The organism is Nonomuraea sp. NPDC050540, assembly GCF_044457485.1.
In the GTDB taxonomy this organism is placed as follows: Bacteria; Actinomycetota; Actinomycetes; order Streptosporangiales; family Streptosporangiaceae; genus Nonomuraea.
This window is the reverse complement of record NZ_JBITHA010000005.1, coordinates 207893-224612: the sequence shown is the minus strand read 5'-3', so window position 1 is coordinate 224612 and position 16720 is coordinate 207893. Positions and strand designations below refer to the sequence as shown.

Annotated in this window: 12 protein-coding genes and 1 pseudogene; 6 read left to right on the top strand and 7 right to left on the bottom strand. The window is 68.8% G+C overall.

The annotated features are described in order from the left end of the window. Positions 1-319: 319 nt before the first annotated feature. Positions 320-1141: a carbohydrate-binding protein gene (locus ACIBI5_RS19015; protein ID WP_397248380.1), complete on the bottom strand. Its 822-nt coding sequence runs from the start codon at positions 1139-1141 to the stop codon at positions 320-322. A gap of 152 nt (positions 1142-1293) precedes the next feature. Here ACIBI5_RS19015 and ACIBI5_RS19010 point away from each other — a divergent pair, with 152 nt between their 5' ends. Continuing rightward, positions 1294-2676 (top strand): pyridoxal phosphate-dependent decarboxylase family protein, encoded by a 1383-nt coding sequence (locus tag ACIBI5_RS19010; RefSeq protein ID WP_397248378.1) that lies wholly within the window; start codon positions 1294-1296, stop codon positions 2674-2676. Positions 2677-3095: 419 nt separating this feature from the next. On the opposite strand, the gene ACIBI5_RS19005 is transcribed toward ACIBI5_RS19010, so the two are convergent. Continuing rightward, on the bottom strand, positions 3096-4766 hold the full coding sequence (locus ACIBI5_RS19005) for an aldehyde dehydrogenase (NADP(+)) (protein ID WP_397248376.1): 1671 nt from the start codon (positions 4764-4766) through the stop codon (positions 3096-3098). A gap of 112 nt (positions 4767-4878) precedes the next feature. Between ACIBI5_RS19005 and ACIBI5_RS19000 the strand changes: the two genes are divergently transcribed. Beyond that, entirely contained in the window at positions 4879-6150 is a 1272-nt protein-coding gene (locus tag ACIBI5_RS19000) for a glucarate dehydratase family protein (protein WP_397248374.1), read from the top strand. A 76-nt stretch (positions 6151-6226) separates the two neighbouring features. Continuing rightward, complete coding sequence (locus ACIBI5_RS18995; protein ID WP_397248372.1) at positions 6227-7360, top strand: hypothetical protein; 1134 nt, start codon at positions 6227-6229, stop codon at positions 7358-7360. Positions 7361-7990: 630 nt separating this feature from the next. On the opposite strand, the gene ACIBI5_RS18990 is transcribed toward ACIBI5_RS18995, so the two are convergent. The 3 genes from ACIBI5_RS18990 to ACIBI5_RS18980 all read right to left on the bottom strand — a co-directional run bounded on the left by ACIBI5_RS18990 (position 7991) and on the right by ACIBI5_RS18980 (position 10466). Beyond that, positions 7991-8482 (bottom strand): DUF402 domain-containing protein, encoded by a 492-nt coding sequence (locus tag ACIBI5_RS18990; protein WP_379618240.1) that lies wholly within the window; start codon positions 8480-8482, stop codon positions 7991-7993. An 11-nt stretch (positions 8483-8493) separates the two neighbouring features. Next, positions 8494-9138: a response regulator gene (locus tag ACIBI5_RS18985; RefSeq protein WP_397248370.1), complete on the bottom strand. Its 645-nt coding sequence runs from the start codon at positions 9136-9138 to the stop codon at positions 8494-8496. Positions 9139-9344: 206 nt separating this feature from the next. After that, a complete protein-coding gene (locus ACIBI5_RS18980; protein ID WP_397248368.1) occupies positions 9345-10466 on the bottom strand; it encodes a sensor histidine kinase in 1122 nt (373 codons plus the stop codon). Between the two features lie 134 nt (positions 10467-10600). Between ACIBI5_RS18980 and ACIBI5_RS18975 the strand changes: the two are divergent. From ACIBI5_RS18975 to ACIBI5_RS18965, 3 genes and pseudogenes are all read left to right on the top strand, one after another. Further along, a pseudogene (locus ACIBI5_RS18975) lies at positions 10601-11242 on the top strand (ABC transporter ATP-binding protein); the annotation flags it as partial. Positions 11243-11316: 74 nt separating this feature from the next. Then, positions 11317-12081 (top strand): ABC transporter permease, encoded by a 765-nt coding sequence (locus ACIBI5_RS18970; RefSeq protein WP_397248366.1) that lies wholly within the window; start codon positions 11317-11319, stop codon positions 12079-12081. A gap of 84 nt (positions 12082-12165) precedes the next feature. Then, complete coding sequence (locus ACIBI5_RS18965) at positions 12166-12924, top strand: ABC transporter permease (RefSeq protein ID WP_397248364.1); 759 nt, start codon at positions 12166-12168, stop codon at positions 12922-12924. Positions 12925-13056: 132 nt separating this feature from the next. Here ACIBI5_RS18965 and ACIBI5_RS18960 read toward each other — a convergent pair whose 3' ends face one another. Then, positions 13057-14742 carry a ribonuclease J gene (locus ACIBI5_RS18960; RefSeq protein WP_379618230.1) on the bottom strand — a complete coding sequence of 562 codons (1686 nt, stop codon included), beginning with the start codon at positions 14740-14742 and terminating at the stop codon, positions 13057-13059. Positions 14743-14796: 54 nt separating this feature from the next. Continuing rightward, positions 14797-15714, bottom strand: coding sequence for a 4-hydroxy-tetrahydrodipicolinate synthase (gene dapA, locus ACIBI5_RS18955; protein ID WP_397248362.1), 918 nt, complete (start codon positions 15712-15714; stop codon positions 14797-14799). Positions 15715-16720 lie beyond the last annotated feature (1006 nt).

Here is a 16720-nt window from a genome sequence, read left to right as displayed (position 1 = left end):
CCGGCGTCTTCGCGCGTATGTTCGCGTTGACCGGTTGGTGTTCGCCTTGACCGGCGTCTTCGCGCGTTCGTTCGCGTTGACCGGTTGATGTTCGCCTTGACCGGCGTCTTCGCGCCTTGTTCGCGTTCGACCGGCGCGCCTTGCGGCGTTGCCGGGGCGCGCGCTTGCGGCGTTGTTGGGAGGCGCGCTCGCGGGAGCCTTTGAGCGGCGGCCCTGGGGGCTTTGGGCGGCGTGCTCGCGGGACCTGGCTACCGCGAGCGCGCGGAGCCTGAGGGATGGGCGGCCGCCGCCGGGCTCGAAAGGCCCGGCGGCGGATGGTTCACACGCGCTGCCAGAGCGCCGGCACGTTGGGCGGCTCCCAGCCGGCTTGCGAGGTGTGGGACTGCAGGCACCGGTAGCTGGAGCCCCCGTACGTCACCCCTGCACCGGCTGTGTACCCGACGCCCGGAGCCCAGGTACCGGTGGGCGGCGGGGTACTGGGAGGCGGAGTGCTGGGCGGCGGGGTCGTGGGCGGGACCCCCGGCACACGGAGCACGAAGTCGAACGTCGCCTCCCGGCGCCCGCCGACCGTCCGGACGGTCATCAGCAGAGCTGGGTTGAAGATGGTGTCGGTGTTGTTACGCGGCTCGCCGGGGAAGTACAGCTGCGTCGTGAGCACGGGCCGGTTCGGCGCCTGCGCCTTGACGTGGATGTGCCGGGTACGCCCCGGGTAGAGGCCGGGCACGATCGTGGTCAGCTTGAAGGCCCCGTTCGCGTCGGTGAACTGGTGGCCGCGGTAGTTGAACCCGACGTTGTCGTAGTTGCCGTTGGTGTCGCACTGCCAGAAGTCCAGCAGAACGTTGGCGAGAGGCTGGCAGGCCAGCCCGAAGACGTATCCGCTGACGGTCAGCCCGGTGCCGGATCCGGGGATCGTGCTGCGCCGGGGCGAGTTGGGCTTGAAGTAGGGGCCTTCCGTCTGCGCCGGCGTCGGGTCGTCGCCGTCGTCGCAGAAGGGCGTGGGGGTCAGTGGCCCGCCCTCGGCCCAAACGGTGCGGGCCAAAGCGGGCGCCCCCGCCGCGAGCAGCGGCACCGGTGTGGCGATGAGGGCTGCTTTCAGAAGGGTTTTGCGGGAGATTGCGGGGGTGTTTCCCTCTTCTTCCATGGGGGGTCCTTCTCCTTGTCAGAGTTGGCCCCAAGTTCGCATCGTGGACATGACTGGAGAACCCTTCATATCTCTATAACGTGGCCCTATGTCAATGTTCAAATCTGAACAACACTGGCGTATGGCAAGACCTGCCAGAAAGGAGCGCCCGCATGCCGTACCCCCTTGAACCTACTCCCGAGGACGCGCGCGCGATGGGAATGGCCGCCCTCGAGTTCGTCCAGAGTTATGTGAACGGCCTCGCCGACCGGCCGGCCAGCGACTTCGACGGCGCCGCCGAACTCGCCGCCGAACTGCGTGAACCCGCGCCCGAACAAGGCCAGCCGTTCGCCAAGCTGCTCGACGTGGTGGCCAGAGGCGCCACCACCGGCGTCACCACGGCCGGACCCGGCTACCTGGCCTACATTCCCGGCGGCGGCCTCTACGCCTCCGTCCTCGCCGACTTCGTGGCCGCCGCCGCCAACAAGTACGTGACCGTCTGGAACCTCGCGCCCGGCTTCTCCCAGATCGAGGCGACGGTACTGCGCTGGCTGTGCGACCTGTTCGGCTACCCGGCCGCCGCGCGCGGCGTCCTGACCTCGGGCGGCTCGCTCGCCAACTTCTCCGCCATCGTCACCGCGCGCACCGCGCTCCTGCCGGAGAACTTCCTCGACGGCGTCATCTACGTCACCGGGCAGACCCATGCCTCCTGCGCCAAGGCGGCGATGCTCGCCGGGTTCCCGCGTGCGAACGTGCGGGCCGTACCCACACGGAACACCCTCTCCATGGACCCGCAAGCACTCGACGCCCTGGTCGACGAGGACCGCCGCGCGGGCCGCCGGCCGTTCCTGGTGATCGGCAACGCCGGCACCACCAACACCGGCGCGGTGGACCCCCTCGACGCGCTCGGCGCGCTCGCCCGCCGGCACGGCCTGTGGTTCCACGTGGACGGCGCCTACGGCGGCCCCTTCCAGCTCACCGAACGCGGCCGGGCGGCCTTCCGCGGCATCGAGACCGCCGACTCGATCACGCTCGACCCGCACAAGGCCATGTTCCTCCCCTACGGTACCGGCGCCCTGCTGGTCCGCGACGGCGCCCGCCTGCGCGCCGCCCACCACGTGGGCGCCGACTACCTCCAGGACCTCAGCGCGGAGGAGGACATCCCGAACTTCACCGAGTACTCCCCCGAACTGACCCGCCGCTTCCGCGGCCTCGCCCTGTGGCTCCCGATCAAACTCCACGGCCTGGCCGCCTTCCGCGCGGCCCTCGACGAGAAGCTGGATCTGGCGAGGTACGCGTACGAGGAACTGGTCGCGGCGGGCTTCGAGGTGCCATGGGAGCCCCAGCTGAGCACGGTCGCGTTCCGTGTACCGGGCGACGACGACCAGGCAAGCCAGGAGCTGTTGCGGCGGGTGAACGCGGGCGGACGCGTGTTCCTCTCAAGCACGCTGGTGGGCGGACGCTTCTTCCTGCGCCTGTCGATCGTCAGCTTCCGGACCCACCGAGACCGCGTAGAAGAAGCCCTCCAAGCCATCGGCCACCCCCACCAGCCCTAGCCACCCCCACGTAAGCCAATCCCCAGATCCCAACAACCGGCTCCGCCTCCCCAAAACCAGACGCGGAGCCACTCCCTCACACCACCGCGGACCCACAACCGGCCCTTCTACACGGTGCGTCCAACCACAGACACACCGCCACTCCGTCACACCGCCGCGCGTCCAACCGCAGCCGACCCTTTCACCCCCCAGCACACGTCCGACCCACAGACGCGAAGCCACTCCTTCACGCCACCGCAGACCCACAACCGGCCCTTCTACACGGTGCGTCCCACCACAGACACACCGCCACTCCGCCACACCACCGCGCGTCCGACCACAGCCAGCCCTTCACCCCGCCACGCGTCCGACCACAGACGGACAGCCAGTCCTTCGCGCCCGAGCACAGCCGACCCTTCACCCCCGCCACGCAAGCCCGGTCAGGTGCGGAGCCGCCCGTCCACCCGCTGCGGGACACCCAGCGGGTTGCCATCCTGCAGTTCGAGCGGCAGCAACTCAGCCGGCCAGTCCTGATAGGCAGTCGGTGCCAGCCACCGATCGATGGCCGTGGCACCAACCGAGGTATGGGCCGCACTGGTAGAGGCGGGCCAAGGCCCACCGTGATGCATGGCCCAGCAGACCGCCACCCCGGTCGGCCAGCCGTTCCAGATCAGCCGCCCGGCCTTGCGCCCGAGCACCTCAGCGACGGAAGCCGCCTCCTCGGGCACGGTGCCGTGCACGGTAGCCGTCAACGACCCTTCCAGCTGCTCGAGTACGGCCGGCAGCTCCGACACTTCCCGATACGTCACCACAATCGACGCAGGCCCGAAGCACTCCTCGGCCACCCGAGGCAGCTTGTCGGCGAACTCCCGGATATCGGCGACAAAGACCGTGGGCGTAACCCCCCAGGCCCCCTCACCCGCCTTCCCCTCGGCCAGTACCCGCAGCCCAGACAGCCGCTCCAGTCCGCCCAGATACCCGTCCCTGATCCGCTCGGCCAGCATCGGCCCGCCCGTGGTCTCCCTGACCGCCGCCGCCAGCCGATCGAGCAGCCCGGCATCCTCCGGCACAAACAAGAGCCCCGGATTCGTACAGAACTGCCCCACCCCCAACGTCAGCGACCCCGCGAACCCGCCGGCCACCTCCTCCGCCCGAGCCGAAGGCAGCACCACCACCGGATTGACGCTGCCCAGTTCCCCAAAGAACGGAACAGGCGTTTCCCGCTGGTCGATCAGCGCCTGAATTGCCTTGCCCCCCGCAACCGACCCGGTGAACCCGACCGCCACCACATCCGGATGCCGTACGAGCCCCGCCCCAGCCCGCATCCCATGCACCAGCCCAAGCAGGTCCGGCGAAGGCAGCGCCGACCGCACCACCTCGGCCACCAGCTCCGAGGTCCGCGGATGCCCAGGATGCGCCTTGACCACCACCGAACACCCAGCTGCCAGCGCCGAGGCGGTATCCCCTCCCGCCACCGAGAACGCGAACGGGAAGTTGCTGGCCGCGAACACCGCCACCACACCGGGCAGCGGCCGCTTCATCCTCCGCACATCCGGCCGGGGCGGCGTCAACGACGGATCGGCATGGTCGATAATCGCCTCGACATGACCACCATCCCTGATCACCTGCGCGAACAGCCGAAACTGCCCGGCACTCCGGGCGATCTCCCCCCGCAGCCGCACCTCACCCAGCGCAGTCTCCCGCTCGGCCACCACCCAGAGATCGTCCGCCCGCGCGATCAACGCATCAGCAACGGCCTCAAGCACCCGAGCCCGCTCATGCACCGAAGCACCCCGCCACCCACCACCCCCGCTTGCCCCGCCAGCCGTACTTGCCCCGCTAGCTCCACCAACGCCACTTGCCTCGCCGACCCCACCCGCCCCACCGACCCCGACAGCTCCGCTCGCCCCACTGACCTCAGCGGCCTCACTCGCCTCACCGACCCCCGCGGCTCTACTTACCCGACTGGCTACGGTGACGGCTGCGGCTGCGGCTGCGGCTGCGGCTGCGGCTGCGGCTGCGGAGACGATCGTGTTGACGCCAGCGCTGTCGGTCTCGGGCAGCGCTTCGCCCACGGTCTCGCCGGTCCTCGGGTCATGTCCGTAGATCATTGCTTGGCCTCCCAGTGCAATATCACACTTCACAACCTATCGCTTGACACCCCCACAGGGCGATTCTTACAGTTGCGACACCTGTCCACAAACCTGTCTTTCGTTCACATATATGGACGGCGGTTTTATGATCATCCAGGAGATCCGTGTCACGCCTGTCGCGTTCCGAGACCCGCCGCTGCTGAACGCCGCCGGCGTCCACGAGCCCTGGGCGCTGCGCACGATCATCGAGGTGATCACCGACGGCGGCCTGTCCGGCCTCGGCGAGACCTACGGGGACCTCGACCACCTGACGAAGATGCGCGAATGCGCGCCCGCCCTCATCGGTGTGGACGTGCACCACACCAACGAGATCTACACCCGCATCAGCGCGATCGCCGGCGACGTCGTCAGCGACCTCCACGGCCTGACCGGTACGTCCACCAAAGAGAAGAGCATCGATCGCATCTTCTCCCCCTTCGAGGTGGCGTTGCTGGACATCCGGGGCAAGGCGGCCGGCGTCCCGGTCTGCGACCTGCTCGGTGGCCGGGTGCGGGAGGCGGTGCCGTACAGCGCCTATCTCTTCTACAAGTGGGACAGCCACCCGGGCGGCACGCCCGACCGCTTCGGCGCCGCGCTCGACCCCGCGGGGCTGGTGGAGCAGGCCGCACTTTTCATCAAGGAGTACGGCTTCCGCTCCATCAAGCTCAAAGGCGGCGTTCTCCCACCCGATGAAGAGATCGCCGCGATCCGGGCGCTGCACGAGGCGTTCCCCGGCGTGCCGTTGCGGCTGGACCCCAACACCGCCTGGACCCCCGAGACGTCCATCCGCGTGGCCCACGAGCTGAATGGCGCGCTCCAGTACCTCGAAGACCCCTGTCCCGAGATTTCCGGCATGGCGAATGTCTCGCAAAATATCGTGACAAAGCTTGCTACCAACATGTGTGTCGTCACCCCCGAACACCTCCCACCGGCCATCGCCTCCGACGCGATCCAGGTACTGCTGCTCGACCACCACTACTGGGGCGGCCTCACCCGCTCCGCCCAGGTCGCGGCCCTGTGCGGAACATTCGGTCTGGAACTGTCCATGCACTCCAACTCCCACCTCGGCATCAGCCTGGCCGCCATGACCCATCTCGCCGCCGCCACCCCCAACCTCACCTACGCCTGCGACACCCACACTCCCTGGCAGGACGGCCAGGACGTCGTCGCCCCCGGAGCCCTGCGCTTCGTGGACGGGGCGGTGCCGGTGCCCGACGGTCCAGGACTGGGGGTCGAGCTGGACCGCGAGGCCCTGGCCACGATGCACGAGCAGTACCTGACCTGCGGACTCACCTCCCGAGACGACACCGGCTACATGCGACGCTTCGACCCCGAGTTCGTGGTGAAGCGAGGCCACTGGTGACCACCCCGAGGCCACTGGTGACAACCCCGAGGCCGTTCGCGACCGCCGCAAGGCAGCCGGCAGAGAGGAACCCCCGGTGAACATCGCCTACCTCTACCCCTGGGACGTCGTAGGCGACCCCACCGCCCCCGGCCGCATCGCCGACCTGGGTGTGGAGGCAGTGGCTCTGGCCGTCTCTTACCACTCCACCCGCGCCGCCACGCCGTACCACCCGAACCACCGCGTTCTGGACGTATCCCACTCAGCCTTCTACCTGCCCATCCGCGAAGAGGCCTGGGGCACCTTGGTCCCCGCCTCTCCCTCATGGACAACCCCCGACGCCTACCTCACGGCCCGGGACGCCCTGAAGGCGGCAGGCCTCAAGGTCCTGTCCTGGACCGTCCTCACCCACAACTCGTTCTTGGGCAGCAAGCATCCGGGCGTCGCCACCCGCAACGCCTTCGGCGACCTGTACCCCCACGCGCTCTGCCCCGCCCACCCCGAAGTCGTCGACTACTGCGAACGTCTGGTCAGCGAAATCCTCACCGTGGGCGAACCCGACGGCCTCATCCTCGAATCCTGCGGCCCCATGGGCTTCGGCCACCAGAACATGCACGAGAAGACCGCCGGAGCCGACTGGAACGGCCCCCTCTGCGACCTCCTCTCCCTCTGCTTCTGTACGGCCTGCGCCTCCCGCTACCCCGAAGGCACCCAAGAGCACGTCAAACAAGTCATCGACACCCAGCCCAACCCCCTCACGACAGAACAGGCTCTGGCCGACCACGCACAGGCCATCCAAGAGGTACGGCTCAGCCTCTCCACCCACCTACGCCAACGCCTGATCACCGTCTCCCGCGAGCTCTCCCCCGAAACCCCGATCACCCTCCACGCCAACCCCGGCCCGTGGGCCGCAGGCGCCTTCGCAGCCCTCCCCAACGGCGAACCCGGCGCGGACGTCCTGGTCGGCAACTGCTGGGGCGACCCCGCCTCCGACGCGGACCGCCTCACCACCCTGGCCAACATGGCCACCACCCCGACCGAAAACACCACCGGCCCCCAGCGGATCGGCGCCTACGTCCTCGCCCTCCCGCCCCGCCCGGCCGACGCCACGGTCCTGGCCGACCAGATGGCCACGTACGCCAAGGCAGGCGCCACCGAGTTCCACCTCTACCATGCGGGTCTCGCCTCCCCCGCCCGCCTGTCCGCCCTCCGCAAAGCCCTCAACCGCTGAACCACACACCACCAAGCCTGAAGCCGCTTCGCCCCGCACCCCTAGATCCCTGCAGGCCAAGCGACCCAGCCCACCCCGGCACGGGCCAACCCACCCAGGCCAACCGGCACTGGCCCAACCGGCCCGGCCAACCAGCACGGGCCAACGGCCCCGCCTAGACAACCGGGGCTGGCCCACGACCTGCCCCAGACCACCAGCGCAGCCCAATGGTCCAGTCCGACCGGCACAGGCCAACAGCCGGAGCCCCGTACCGACAAGCGTCGGTCGTCCGGCAAGCAGCCCGGACAACCAACTGCGGCCGGTGGAACCCAGTCAGCCGTCCACCCCCTGCGGAGCGGCTCAGGCTGCAGCCATGCGAGAGACCGACACCGCCGAATTGGCGGCGCCCAGCACCCACACGCAGGTGACCCGCGATGGCCAGTGCACTAACCCACACGCACGTGACCCAGCCAGCGCACCAAGCTCACGCAGGTGACCCGAAGCAGCCAGCGCGCAGAGCTCGCATAGGCGACCGGCACTGCCAAGCGGGCCGACCCCAAACAGGTATCTGACGCTAGTCAGTGCACGATGCCTCGACCGCGCAGGCTCAGGACCAGCTCTCCAGCCCCGAACCCCCGCAGGTGCCCAACCTCAGCCCGTGACCTGACTCATCCATCGCTCATGCGCTCCGCCGAACGGCCCTTCGCCCTCGGTGACCGCCTTGAGCACCCACCGGGCCGACTCCTCAGCCGCCGCGATCACCTCAGCCGGATACCCAAACCGCACCTGATGCTCGGCGAACTCATCCTCATCATCCAGATAGATAACCCCGGTCCGCTTCTTCACCACGTCGAGATCCAGATCCACCATGGTCACGATGCCGTCCCGCCATTCAGGCACCGTCGTGACGTCCACGTAGATGGCGGTCCGGTGCGGTTCGGCGTTGAACAGCGCCACCCACCACTGATCCCGTGGAAACAACATCACGAACGGCTCTTCCCACACCACCGGCGGTTCGTGTCCCTTTGCCCCGACGGTTCCGGCCCCGGCGCCCACCCAAACGCCATGGGCGTCTTCTCCGAGCCGCCGGGCCGCATGGTGCCAGTGAAGCGAACCGTCAAATTTCCGGAATTCCACCCTCATGTCACGTGACGCTATCGTGCCGCTCCGACGAGGCCGCTCTCGTATGCGGCGATGACAAGTTGTGCCCGGTCACGAGCGTCCAGCTTGGTGAGCAGGCGACCGATGTGTGTCTTGATCGTGGCCAGGCTGAGGTGCAGGTACCCGGCGATCTCGTGGTTGGAAAGTCCTCGAGCGATCAGCGTGAGCACTTCCCGTTCCCGCTCGGTGAGCCCGTCGAGCCCCCCGAACGTGGGCGCGGCAGGCGTCCTGGTGAACTCCTCGATCAATCGCCGCGTGATGGTCGGCGAGAGCAGCGCCTCTCCCGCCGCCACCACGCGGATCGCCGACAGCAGAGCGGCCGGAGGGGTGTCCTTGAGCAGGAAGCCACTGGCCCCGGCCCGCAAAGCCGCATACACATACGCATCAAGGTCGAACATCGTCACGATCAGCACCCTGGCCCCACCGCCCCCGAGCCGCCGGGTGGCCTCGATGCCATCCATTTCCGGCATCCGCACATCCATGAGGACGACATCCGGCCGCACCACCGCGGCCAGCGTCACCGCTTCGAGTCCCGTGGCCGCCTCGCCGACGACCTCCAGGTCGGGCTCAGAGTCCACGAGCAGCCGGAAGCTCCCTCTGAGCAACGCCTGATCGTCGGCCACCAGCACCCGGATCACTGACTCTCCCTGCTCACCCGCCCCGCTCACTGAACTCCCCACCCCGGCGGCCCGTCCTCCCTCGGCGACCTCACGCGCTGAGCGGCTCGTCTCCTCCCTGGACCCTCCCAACGCTCCAGCCAGCATTCCGGACGACTCACCCACGCCCGCGACCGACGTGTCCTCCACGGGATTCCGTGCGGCCGACCGCGCCCTGACCGCCCTGCTCATGGAACCTCCCCGTACGGCAGGGCCGCCCGCACGCGAAAGCCCTTGGCTCCCGGCCCGGCCTCGAAGGCTCCGCCGTACATCATGACCCGCTCCCTCATCCCGACCAGCCCGTGCCCCGCGCCCGTCGCCGGCAGCACACGCCAGCCGGGACCATCGTCCGTGACCTCGATGAGTACCTCCCGCCCGTCTGCGGCCACCGACACGCGGGAGCGAGCGGGGGCCGCGTGTTTGACCACGTTGGTGAGCGCTTCCTGGACGATTCTGTAGGCCGACAGACTCACTCCTTCCGGCACTTCGCTGACATCACCGACGTCGAGTTCGACCTCGACGCCGCCGAGCCTGGCTCGTTCGGCGAGTTCGGGCAGGCCGTCCAGACCGGGTGCCGGGCCGAGGTCGGGTTCCTCGGCGGAGCGCAGCACCCCGAGCATGTGGCGCATCTCGACCATCGCGTTTCTACTGGCCGTCTCGATCACGCCCAGCGCCTCGCGCGCGTCCTCGGGGCGGGTGGAGAACACGTGGCTGGCCACGCCCGCCTTGACCGTGATCAGCCCCACGCTGTGGGCTACGACATCGTGCAGTTCGCGGGCGATGCGCAGCCGTTCCTCGGTGACGGCCTGTTCCGCCCTGCGCGCCGCGTCTCGCGCGGCGAACGCACGGCGCTCACGGATGGCCAATCCAAAGGTGAACGAGATGCAGATCGCGGCCAGGGTCGACGTGGTCTCGCCCATGACCCAGGTGACTCCACCGGGTACGCCGGCGATGAGCAGCGTGACCAGGGCCAGGACGCTGAAGATCGCAATGGAGTTGATCGGCAGTCTGCGCGAGGAGGCGGAGGCGACCAGATAGGCGGCGTAGGCGGGCGCGACGTACGCCAGACTCGGGAAGCCTGACATGATGGCGGCCACGACCGCCGCCGTCACGACCGCGAACACCGCGACCGGCCACAACCGGCGCACCGCCAGCGGCACGGCGAGCGCGAGTGGCAGCGCGAGCCGGATCCAGCCGGGTGCGTCGGCGCCCGCGGTGCCGGCCAGGTAATACAGCGCGCACACCCATGCGAACGCGCAGTCGAGCGCGATGAGCTGGGCGCGGCTGAGCCGCCTGGCGAACAGGTCCACGCGAAGAAAGGTATCCGGAGGTCAGGCCGGGCGCGTCATCCCACGGTCTGACTCTGCGAGCCCCGAATGACACCGTGGTCTGACGGATCCCAGTCCGATGTGCGAACGGCCCGCCGTACCGCACCCTTGATCGCGTGATCGAACTCAGGCAACTGACCAAACGATACGGAGACACGCTCGCCGTCGACGAGCTGAGCTTCCGCGTCGAGCCGGGGCACGTGACCGGCTTCCTCGGCCCGAACGGCGCGGGGAAGTCGACGAGCATGCGGCTGGTGCTCGGCCTCGACGCGCCCACCTCGGGCCACGCGCTGGTGAACGGCGGCCGCTACGCCGACCTGCGCCGTCCGCTCCACGAGGTGGGTGCGCTGCTCGACGCCGGCGCCGTGCATCCGGGCCGCAGCGCCTACAACCACCTGATGTGCCTGGCACTCAGCAATGACATAGGTGCGCGCAGGGTCGCGCAGGTCCTGGAGCTGGTGGGCCTGAGCGGCGTGGCGCGCAAGAGGGCGGGCGGGTTCTCGCTCGGCATGAAGCAACGGCTCGGCATCGCGGCGGCGTTGCTGGGCGATCCGGGGGTGCTGATGTTCGACGAGCCGGTCAACGGCCTCGACCCCGACGGCGTGCGCTGGATCCGCGGGCTCATGCGCGGGCTGGCCGAGGAGGGCAGGACCGTCCTGTTGTCCAGCCACCTGATGAGCGAGATGGCGCTGACCGCCGACCGCATCGTCATCGTCGGCCGCGGCCGGCTGGTGGCGGACGCGACCGTGGCCGACCTCACCGCCGGATACCCCTCCCTGGAGGAGGCGTACATGGCCCTGACGGCCTCCAGCGTCGAGTACGGAGCCGCGCGATGAGGGCGGTCCTCGCGTCGGAGTGGCTGAAGCTGCGCTCGGTCGGCTCCACAGGCTACGCGGTCGGCGCGGCCGCGCTCACGATCGTGCTCGGAATCGTCTGGACCCTCTATGTCGCGAGTCTGGCCGACGCGCGCGGCTCGATCAGCGCCGCGGCTCCAGAAACGGGATTCCTGCCGCTGGTGCAGGTCAGCCTGGCCGTCCTGGGCGTGCTGGCGATCACCTCGGAGCAGGCGAGCGGCATGCTCAGAACCAGTCTGGCCGCCGTGCCCCGGCGTGGGCGCCTGCTGTTCGCCAAGGCCGCGGTGGTCGGCGGCGTGACACTCGCGGCGGGCGCAGCCGTCCTGATCGCCACCTACGCCACAAGCCGCCTCATCGCGGGCGACCGCGCCCTCGGCTTCAACGACATCGGGCTGCTCGACGGCCTGCCCACCGTGCTGGCCTCCGCCCTGTCGGTCGCGGTGCTGGCGCTGGTCGGCCTGGGGCTGGGCGCCGCCACCCGCTCGACGGCCGCCGGCATCGTCTCGGTCGTCTCGCTGCTGTTCGTGCTCCCCGGCGTCGCCACGTACCTGCCCGCTCCGTGGAACACGCGCGTCGCCTCGGTCATGCTTCCCAACCTGGTGCCGCAGATCGCGGGCGACCGCCTGTCCCGCCGCCTCGGCGACGGGGTCCTGCCGCCGTGGGCGGCACTACTCGTCCTCATCGCGTACGGCGTCGCCGCGCTGTTGGCCGGATACCTCCTGTTGAGGAGGCGCGATGCGTGAACCGGCACCACCTGGCGAGCAGGCAGGACCCGTGAGCCGGACATCCCGCCCGGAGCACGCATGCCCAGGAGAAGGGAGACGTGGATGAGTGTGCTGGCCGCTGAATGGCTCAAGGTGAGATCGGTCCGCTCCAGCCATCTGATCGTCGGCATCGGGCTGGGCTCCGTCCTGCTCGCCGCAGGGCTGGCCTGGATGGCGATCGGCATGTACGACGATGCGTCGCCGTCCATGCGGGGCAGCGCCCGCATCGCGGAATTGGAGGAGGTGGTGGTGATCGTTCCGCAGTTGTGCCTGGGCATCCTGGGCGTACTGTCGTGGACGTCGGACCGCGTGCTCCAGACCAGCCTGACCATCGTGCCGCGCCGCTGGCCCGTCCTGGTGTCCAAGGCGGCGGTGGCCGGCGGGCTCGGGCTCGTGGTGGGCGCGGTCACGGTCTTCGGGACGTTCTTCCTGTCCCGCGGAATGCTCGCCGGGCGCTACCCGGTGACCGGCTTCGCCGAGTCCTGGCCGATTCTGGTGCCGACCAGCATCTCCGTGGCGGTCTTCGCTCTGCTCGGGGTCGGGCTGGGCGTGATCATGAGGTCTGCGGCGGGAGCCGTGGCCGTCCTCGTCGGGCTGGTCTACGTCATTCCGATGATCGGCGGCAATCTGCCCGAGCCGTGGAGCGAGCGGCTGGGTTCGGTGATGATCGGGGCGCTGCCCAGGGAGATCGCCGGTGCCTCGCTGGCCTCGTCGGTCTACGGCGAACTGCTTTCCCCGGTCGCCGCCGCGCTCGTTCTGGCGGCGTACGCCCTGCTACCTCTGCTCGCGGGGGCCTGGTTGTTAAGGCGTCGTGACGCCTGACCGCCCGCACAACCTGACCACCGTCAAACCTCGAAGCAGAAGGGCACCGGCATGGCCCGAGGATCCGGGCCCGGGTACGGCCCCGCCGTACCCGGGCAGGGGTGCGGCGTCGCCGTACCCCTGGAGAGGGTGCTAGACCTCCACCACGACCGGGATGATCATCGGACGGCGGCGGTAGGTGTCGCTCACCCAGCGACCCACCGTGCGGCGCACCACGCGGCGGATCTCCTGCATGTCGACGACCCCGTCGGCGGCCTTGGCCTCGAGGGCCCGTTCGATCTGCGGGATGAACTCGTCGAACTGCCTCGGGTCGATCCCGGAGCCCCTGGCGTATATCTCAGGGCCGGCGGTCAGTTTGCCGGTCTGGGAGTCGACGACCACGACCACCGAGATGAAGCCCTCGTCGCCGAGGATTCTGCGGTCCTTGAGCGAGGTGTCGGTGATCTCGCCGACGGACGACCCGTCCACGTAGACGTAGCCGGCGTGGACAGCACCAACGATCTTCGCCCGGCCGTCGATGAGGTCGACGACGACGCCGTCCTCGGCGATCACGATGTGATCGTCGGGAACGCCGGTGAGCGAGGCCAGCCTGGCGTGGGCGCGCAGGTGGCGCCATTCACCGTGGACCGGCATGAAGTTGGAGGGCCTGGTCAGGTTGAGCACGTACAGCAGTTCGCCCGCGGCGGCGTGTCCCGAGACGTGCACCTTGGCGTTGCCCTTGTGCACGACGCGAGCGCCCCAGCGGGTCAGGCCGTTGATGACCTTGTTGACCGCTGTCTCGTTGCCCGGCACCAGCGAACTGGCCAGCAGCACCGTGTCGCCCTCCGCGATGCGGATGGGGTGGTCACGGTTGGCCATGCGCGACAGTGCCGCCATCGGCTCGCCCTGGGAGCCGGTGCAGATGAGGACGACGTCCTCCGGCGGCCATTCCTCGATGTCGCGAGAGTCGACGATCAGCTCCGGCGGCACCTGCAGATATCCGAGGTCACGGGCGATGCCCATGTTGCGCACCATGGAACGGCCGACGAGCGCGACCTTGCGGCCGTACTTGGCGGCGGAGTCCATGACCTGCTGCACGCGGTGGACGTGGGAGGCGAAGCTCGCCACGATCACGCGCTTGTCCGAGGTACGGATGACCTCGTCCACGACCGGGCCGATCTCGCGTTCGCTGGTGACGAACCCGGGCACTTCGGCGTTGGTCGAGTCGGACATCAGCAGGTCGACGCCCTCGGAGCCGAGCCTGGCCATGGCGCCCAGGTCGGTCAGCCGGCCGTCGCTGGGCAGCTGGTCCATCTTGAAGTCGCCCGTGTGCAGCACCAGCCCGGCGGGCGTGCGGATGGCGACCGCGAGCGCGTCCGGGATCGAGTGGTTGACGGCGAGAAACTCGCAGTCGAAGGGCCCGAAGCGGTCGCGCTGCCCCTCCACGACCTCGATCTTGGCGGGCTGGATGCGATGTTCGGTGAGCTTGGCCTCGATGAAGGCAAGCGTCAGCTTGGACCCGACGAGCGGAATGTCGCGCCGCTCGCGCAGGAGATACGGCACGGCGCCGATGTGGTCTTCGTGGCCGTGCGTCAGGATGAGCGCCTCGACGTCGTCGAGCCGGTCCCTGATGTATTCGAAGTCGGGCAGGATCAGATCGACGCCCGGCTGGTCGGGCTCGGGGAACAGAACCCCGCAGTCGACGATCAGCAGCCGGCCGTCGTATTCGAAGACGGCCATGTTGCGGCCGATCTCACCGAGACCGCCCAGCGCGACGATGCGCAGGCCCCCGTCGGCCAGCGGCGGCGGGTCCGGGAGTTCCGGATGCGGATGGCTCATGGTCTACCCGCCTGGAGACGTAGTGTTCGCAAAACTTCCTTGTCCTCCCCGTTCCTATGTATCTGTCAACTTCACTCCGCCGGCCACCAGGCAGGCCCGCAGCTCGGCGATCTGCCTGTCGTCCGCTTCCACGAGCGGCAGCCGTACCGGGCCCACGGGCATTCCGACCAGGCCGAGCGCCGCCTTGGCCATGATCGCCCCACCGGCGCGCAGCATGATGCCGTCAACCACCGGAATCAACTGGTGGTGGATGGCGCGCGCTTGCTCGGCGTGGTTGTTCCGGAACAGCTGGATCATCTTGGCCAGCTCCGCGCCGACCACGTGCCCGACCACGCTTACGAACCCGGCCGCCCCCACCGACAGCCACGGCAGGTTGAGCAGGTCATCCCCCGAGTAGAAGGCCAGGTCGGTGGCGAGCATCACCTGACCGGCGGCGAACATGTCGCCCTTGGCGTCCTTCACCGCGACGATGCGCTCGTGCTGCGCCAGCCGGATCAGGGTCTCGGTGGCGATCGGAACCCCGCTGCGGCCCGGGATGTCGTAAAGCATCACCGGCAGCTGGGTCGAGTCCGCCACCAGCGAGAAGTGTCGGTAGAGCCCCTCCTGCGGGGGCTTGTTGTAGTACGGCGTGACGACGAGCAACCCGTGGGCACCCGCCCGCTCGGCCGCCTTGGCCAGCGTGATGCTGTGGTGGGTGTCGTTGGTGCCCGCTCCGGCAACGACGGTCGCCCGATCACCCACAGTTTCCAGCACCGCCTCCAGGATGCGAGTTTTCTCCTCATCCGAGGTGGTGGGGCTCTCGCCGGTCGTCCCACTGACGATCAGGCCGTCATTGCGCTGCTCATCAACCAGGTAGGTCGCGAGCCGCCGCACAGCGGCATAGTCGACGGCGCCGTCCCGAGTGAACGGCGTGACCATCGCGGTCAGCATGCGACCGAAGGGGGCGTCGGTGGTTCCATTGGGCGAAGCCATAGTGCGAACGCTACCCGGATTCCCCAAACGCCACCGACAGCGCCACCCCGATAGTGGCCTCTGCTGGGGTTTGAGGTCTATCCGTTACGCCAGCGTGTGCTCTCCCTGACGTCCCCTATCCATCCAACTGCACCCCTATGTTACGGCACAGCCAAGTGAACGCCTCCCACCGCCGCGGGCGCGCCCCGATCGGCCGCACGCTTCTCACGTCGGACGTGGTAACCCGCCGTAACGACGCCCCTGACCCGACCAAGTGGTCACCCCCCGATTTACCGCAATCCAGCGGCACATCCTCATTGCCGGGTAACCGACCTGGGATGCCTCTTGAGGGTGTCCTTGCTACGTGGCCGGCCTGGCTCGGACTACTTGCCGGGGAGGCTGCCCGTTGGCGGCCGCCATCTGGCTGGTGTTCTCGCCGACACCGCGATCCGCTGAGCGCTGCCGAGTTTGGAGCGTCTGGCGAGAGGGGCACCCCACCCATCGCTCATGCCCACAGCCCACAGCCCACAGCCCACAGCCCACAGCCCACAGCCCACAGCCCACAGCCCACAGCCCACAGCGACAGGTTGCCCGTAACCACAGCTCAAGGTGCGCAGTCCGAGCCCTCCGATGGACACCACCGCTTACGACCAGGAGCAGTCCCTGATATGGCTGGCGTTTCGTTCGCGCGGCTTGGCCGAATCCGCAGGTCATGGCCTGATGCCGTCTACCTGCTGGTGCAGGCGGCCCCGGACCGGTTTCGGCGCCTGGTCAGGGGTTGCGGTTGGTGGTGGATGTTTGTGGCCAGGGTGGAGGTGGTTACCGGGGGCCCGTATCGCCACATGTGGGGTTTCGGCAGCACGTCCGGTCGTGTCCTGGAAATGGAAGAGGTCGCCGATATGTGCTCGGGGGTACACACATCGACGACCTCTAACGGAGAATCGGTCACCCTTACACCCGCGTTACAGGGTTTCGCGGACAATTTTCCGCCAACGCAAAGTTGGTACTCCAACACTCGGCGATGACG